This window comes from Streptomyces sp. SAS_281, from assembly GCF_052542855.1.
This window is the reverse complement of the sequence record NZ_JBMNDO010000218.1, coordinates 1-4,986: the sequence shown is the minus strand read 5'-3', so window position 1 is coordinate 4,986 and position 4,986 is coordinate 1. Positions and strand designations below refer to the sequence as shown.

Sequence of the window (4,986 nt, the reverse complement as noted above, 5' to 3'; positions counted from 1 at the left end):
GGTCCGCCCTCCATGTGGAGGGCGGACCCCCGGCCGCCGTCGGTGGTTCAGCCGAGGGCCGCGGTCCGTCGGATCGAGTCCGCCGCCTCGCGCAGGGTCCCGGTGAGCAGCGCGACCACGTCGGGCTTGGGCAGCGCCGCGCGCTCGCACTCGTCCAGCAGCTCGAACGCGAGCATCGAGTGGCCGCCCAGGTCGGTGAAGTTGTCCAGCACGCTGACCGGCGAGCGGTCCAGCAGCCGGCCGTAGAGCTCGACCAGGGCTGCCTCCAGCTCGTCGGCGGGCGGTTCGACGACGCGCCCGGGCCGGTGACCGGCGCCGTCCGGGAGGTGCTTGAGCAGGGCAGCGGTGTCCAGCTTGCCGTTGACCGTGGCCGGAATGGCGGGGACCTGGGCGATCCGTTCCGGCCGCATGTGCGCGGGCAGGTGGGCCGCCGAGTGTGCGAGGATCGCCGCGGCGTCCAGGCCGCCAGAGCTCTGGGCGGCCGGCACCACGAAGGCGACCAGCCGGTCCGGCTCGCTGCCCGGCACGACAGCGCAGTCCTCAACCGCGGGGTGCTCGGCGAGCACGGCCTCGATCTCCCCGAGTTCGATCCGCAGGCCGCGGATCTTCACCTGCCGGTCGATCCGCCCCAGGTGTTCCAGCACCCCGTCGTCGTCGTACCGGCACAGGTCGCCGGTGCGGTACATCCGAGCCCCCGGCGGCCCGTAGGGATCGGCCACGAAGCGTTCCGCGGTGCGGCCGGGGGAGCGCCAGTAGCACTGGGCCAGTCCGGTCCGGCCGGCCACGTACGCCTCGCCCGGCATGCCGATCGGGACCGGCCGCAGCCGCTCGTCCAGCACCAGCATCCGGAAGTGGCTCTCGGGGCGGCCGAGCGGCACCCGGGTGCCCGGGGCCGGGAGCACTGGCATGTCGACCACGGTGCCGGCCTCGGTCGGACCGCAGACGTTCACCAGGGTGGCGCCGGGCAGGGTGTCGTAGAAGCGGTCGCGGACGCGGGGGGTGAGCGGCTCACCGCCGCACAGTGCCCACCGCAGTGCGGTTGCCCGGGCCGGGTCCACGTGTTCGAGGAAGGGCGTCATCACAGTGGGTACCAGGAAGAGTGTGCTGACACGGTGGTTCTCGACCAGCCGCGCCAGGTGTCTGGCGTCACCGTGGCTGTCGGGGGCGCAGACCACCAGTCGGGCGCCCTGCCACAGCGGCCAGAAGATCTCCCAGATCGACACGTCGAAGCCCGGTGAGGTCTTGAACAGCGCGGTATCGCCCGGGCGGTAGGGGTACTGGCTCTGCATCCAGTCCAGGTGGGCCAGCGCTCCGTCGGTCGGATACGCGACACCCTTGGGCCGGCCGGTCGAGCCGGAGGTGTAGAAGAGGTTGAACAGATCGTCGGGGGCGGCGCCGGAGGGGAAGTCGGTTCCGTCGCGCCCGGCCCAGTCCGCCCGGTCGGCGATCACGTCGACCACCCGCCACGGACCGGCCGGGACGCGGCCGCGGCAGGCCGGGTCGGTCAGGATGTGGGTGGGGGAGGACTCCTCGATCATGTGGACGAGCCGGGCGTCGGGCAGCTGGGTGTCCAGCGGGACGTATGCACAGCCGGCCTTGACCGCCGCGTACACCGCCACCACCAGCGGGATGCCCCGCTGCAGGCAGACCCCGACCCTGGCACCTGGTACGGCTCCGTCCGCGCGGAGGTGACGGGCCAGCCGGTTTGCCCGCTCGTTGAGCTCGTGGTACGTCAGGGTGGTGCCGGCCTCGTCGACCAGCGCCACCGCGTCGGGGGTGCGGGCGACCTGCAGCTCGAACGGCTCGGTCATGCTGCCGAACCGCGGCGTGTGGTCGCGGTAGGCGTTGAGACCGGTGAGGATTCGGGTGCGCTCGGCGTCGTCCACGAGCGGGTGCTCGGCGACCGGCCGGTCCGGGTACCGGACCAGCAGGTCCAAGAGGTGCAGGTAGGTGCGGATCCAGCACCGGACGGTTGGACCGTCGGCCGTGGGAGCGGTGCCCTCGGCGTACAGCCGCCGGCCGTCCTCGGAGAACACGAAGGAGACGTGGAACGGGCCCCCGGCCCCGTCCTCGGGGGCCTCGGCGCCCGCCTCCGACCGCAGCAGGTCGCGGAAGGCGGCGTCCGGGTCGACCGGGACGGTGCCGCGGGCGGACGAATCCCGCATCACCTGGGCCCGCAGCGGCGAGCCCGGGCGCGACAGCAGGGTGACCAGTACGGACGCGGCCCGGACGAGAGTGGTGAAGCCGTCGCTTCCCGCTTGCTCCGCCAGAGCCCGCAGGCCGTTGGTGGTACCGGCCGGGACGGTGACGGGACCAATGCACTCCTCGGAGGCGGCGGTGGGGGCGGCGGCGGGTCGCTGATGGATCACTGGTGCTCCTACGGCAGAGGCTGTCGCGACTGAAGTAAACGAAGAAGGGAGGCAAGGGAACAAGTGGCGGGGCTGTCCCCGGTTCTGTGGACCGCGGCAGGACCGTCGCCCGATCACGTGACTCCACGGCTCGGCCGCCCCGGCCTACGGTCGGTCACCGGCCGGGCCTCCTCCGAACGGGTGCATGCAGGCGTCCGCTCGGTGGCCCGCGCTGCCGTGGGCCGTGCGCCTCGCCGCAACCCGATGCCCTGGGCAGCGGCGCCCGGCCCACCACGGCGGCCCCACCTGGAACCCGCCTCCGAGCCCGTCGCCAGGCCGGTCCGTACCGCCGGGTTCGCGGGGCGTACCGCGAAGGAGTTTCGGATGTCCCCGTCCACAGTCGGCATGCTGGTTATGGCACTGGTGGTGATCGTCGCCGCGGCCCGCCTGCTCGGAGCCCTGGCCCGGAGACTGGGTCAGCCCGCCGTGATCGGAGAGATCGCGGGCGGCCTGCTGCTCGGGCCGGTCTTCCTGCACGGGTCCGACTCGGGCCCGCTGCTGTTCACGCCCGGGACCAGGCCCGCTCTGAAACTCGTCGCCGATGTCGGCGTCTGCCTGTTCATGTTCCTGGTCGGTCTCGGGCTGGAGCGCGGTCTGCTGACCGGAAAGAGCCGGCTGGCCGCCACTGTCTCCTTCGGCTCGACCGTGGTGCCGTTCGGCCTGGGCGTGCTGCTGGCGCTCCACCTGTGGGAGAGCCACCCGACCGGGAGCCGCACCGCCTTCGTCCTCTTCCTCGGTACCGCCATGTCCGTGACCGCCTTCCCGGTACTCGCCCGCATCCTCACCGACATGAACCTGATCAGGACGCCGATCGGCGGGGTCGCGCTGGCCATCGCCGCCATGGACGATGTGACGGCCTGGTCACTGCTGGCCGTTGCGACGGCTGTGGCCGGAAGTGCCGTCGGTGACTTCTGGACAGTGGCGCTCGCGGTGCCCTACGTGCTGGTCATGCTGGGTGTCGTCCGGCCGGCGCTGGCCGGGCTGACGGCCCGCAGAGCCGGGCGGCCGGGCAGCCGGGCGGCCGGGGCGGCCGTGCTGGTGGCGGTCGCGGGCGGGCTCTGGCTGTCGGCCATGGCGACCGACCGGATCGGGCTGCACCTGATCTTCGGCGCCTTCCTGTTCGGCGCGGTGCTTCCCGGGGAAGGGGCCGTCGGGCTGCGTCGCGTCGTGCTGCCCCTGGCCGAGCGGGCCTGCTCGATCGTGCTGCTGCCGGTCTTCTTCGTGATCGCCGGACTCGACGTGGACCTGTCCTCCATGGATCTGACGGCCGTCGGTGAGCTGGGCCTGATCCTGCTGGTGGCGGTGGGGGGAAAGTTCGGCGGTGGCTTCGCCGGAGCCCGGCTGTCCGGCCTGCGGCGCCGGCACGCCGTGGTGCTCGGCACCTTGATCAACACCCGTGGGCTGACCGAGCTGATCGTGCTCTCGGTGGGCCTCCAGGCCGGTGTGCTGGACCAGCGCCTGTACTCGTACATGGTGGTGATGGCGCTGGTGACCACCGCCATGGCCGGGGTGGTACTGCGCTTCGTTTACCCGGCCGACCGGGTGCGCCGGGACATCGAGGCCCTGGGACGGACAGCCGCCCCGGACGCTGAATCCGCCCTTCCGCACCGTTCCACGCTGCCCGAGAAGCAGCCCTGAGACCTTTCTGGAGACCTTGGATGAACGTCCGGACATCCGCGGCCACCCCGTGGTTGCTGCGCCTGCCGACCTCCCCCCGAAGCCGGCGGGTCTTCTTGATCCCGCACGCGGGATGCGGGGCCAACATCTTCGACCCCTGGCCGGAGCAGTCCGGCGGGGTCGACCTGTTGCCCGTCGAGCTGCCCGGGCGCCTCACCCGCTGGGGTGACCCGATGCCGGACACGTTCCAGGAGCTCGCCGCGCAGCTGGTGGCCGGCCTGCGCCCGTACCTGGACGCGCCTTACGCGCTCTTCGGCCACTGCTGGTCCGGACTGGCCGTATACGAGACCGCCGTCCAGCTGCAGCGGGCCGGACTGCCGCTGCCGGAGCGGGTGTTCGTCTCCGGGCAGGTGGCCCCGCAGGACGGACCGGTCGGGCGGATGCTCGACATGGACGACGCGGCGCTGGCGGCCGAGCTGGCCGAGACCATCCGGGCGGCGGGCAAGGTGCCGCACCCGGAGCTGATCGCCCTCTACACCCGAGTGCTGCGCACCGACGTCGAGGTGTGCCGCCGGTACGTCGTGCCGGAGCCCGTCCGGCTGGACTGCCCGGTCACCGCCATCGGCTGGGGCGACGACGTGGAAGTTCCGCCGGAGCACACAGTCGGGTGGGAGCACTGCGCCAGGACTGTCTTCGAGGTGCTGCCCGGCGGGCACGAGCGCTTCGTGGAGGCGCCGCCGGAACTGCTTCGCCTGCTGACCGGAGCATGGGCGGCAGGCACCTGACGCGGAGAACGGCGAGGGGGCGTCGGGGTGCCGGACCGGTTTCACCGCGTCGGCCGGGGGCGTCAGAGCCGCTGATGTTCCACTGGACGCTGGCCCGGGGCACCCGCTCCACCCTGCACCCCGTCCGCCCCGCCGACCGCTGGGTCTCCGTGCGCACCCAGCGGGGCAACGCGGAC

2 protein-coding genes and 1 pseudogene are annotated in these 4,986 nt (G+C 72.8%); 2 read left to right on the top strand and 1 reads right to left on the bottom strand.

The window, feature by feature from the left end:
• Positions 1-47: 47 nt before the first annotated feature.
• A complete protein-coding gene (locus ACN6LM_RS37475; protein WP_445069894.1) occupies positions 48-2,369 on the bottom strand; it encodes a non-ribosomal peptide synthetase in 2,322 nt (773 codons plus the stop codon).
• Positions 2,370-2,732: 363 nt separating this feature from the next.
• Between ACN6LM_RS37475 and ACN6LM_RS37470 the strand changes: the two genes are divergently transcribed.
• A complete protein-coding gene (locus ACN6LM_RS37470) occupies positions 2,733-4,046 on the top strand; it encodes a cation:proton antiporter domain-containing protein (RefSeq protein WP_445069893.1) in 1,314 nt (437 codons plus the stop codon).
• Positions 4,047-4,066: 20 nt separating this feature from the next.
• Positions 4,067-4,720, top strand: a pseudogene (locus ACN6LM_RS37465) (thioesterase II family protein); the annotation flags it as partial.
• Positions 4,721-4,986 lie beyond the last annotated feature (266 nt).

What these genes read in the sequence shown, in the direction of transcription:
- ACN6LM_RS37470 (WP_445069893.1), top strand. Translation starts at nt 2,733, where the DNA reads ATGTCCCCGTCCACAGTCGGCATGCTGGTTATGGCACTGGTGGTGATC.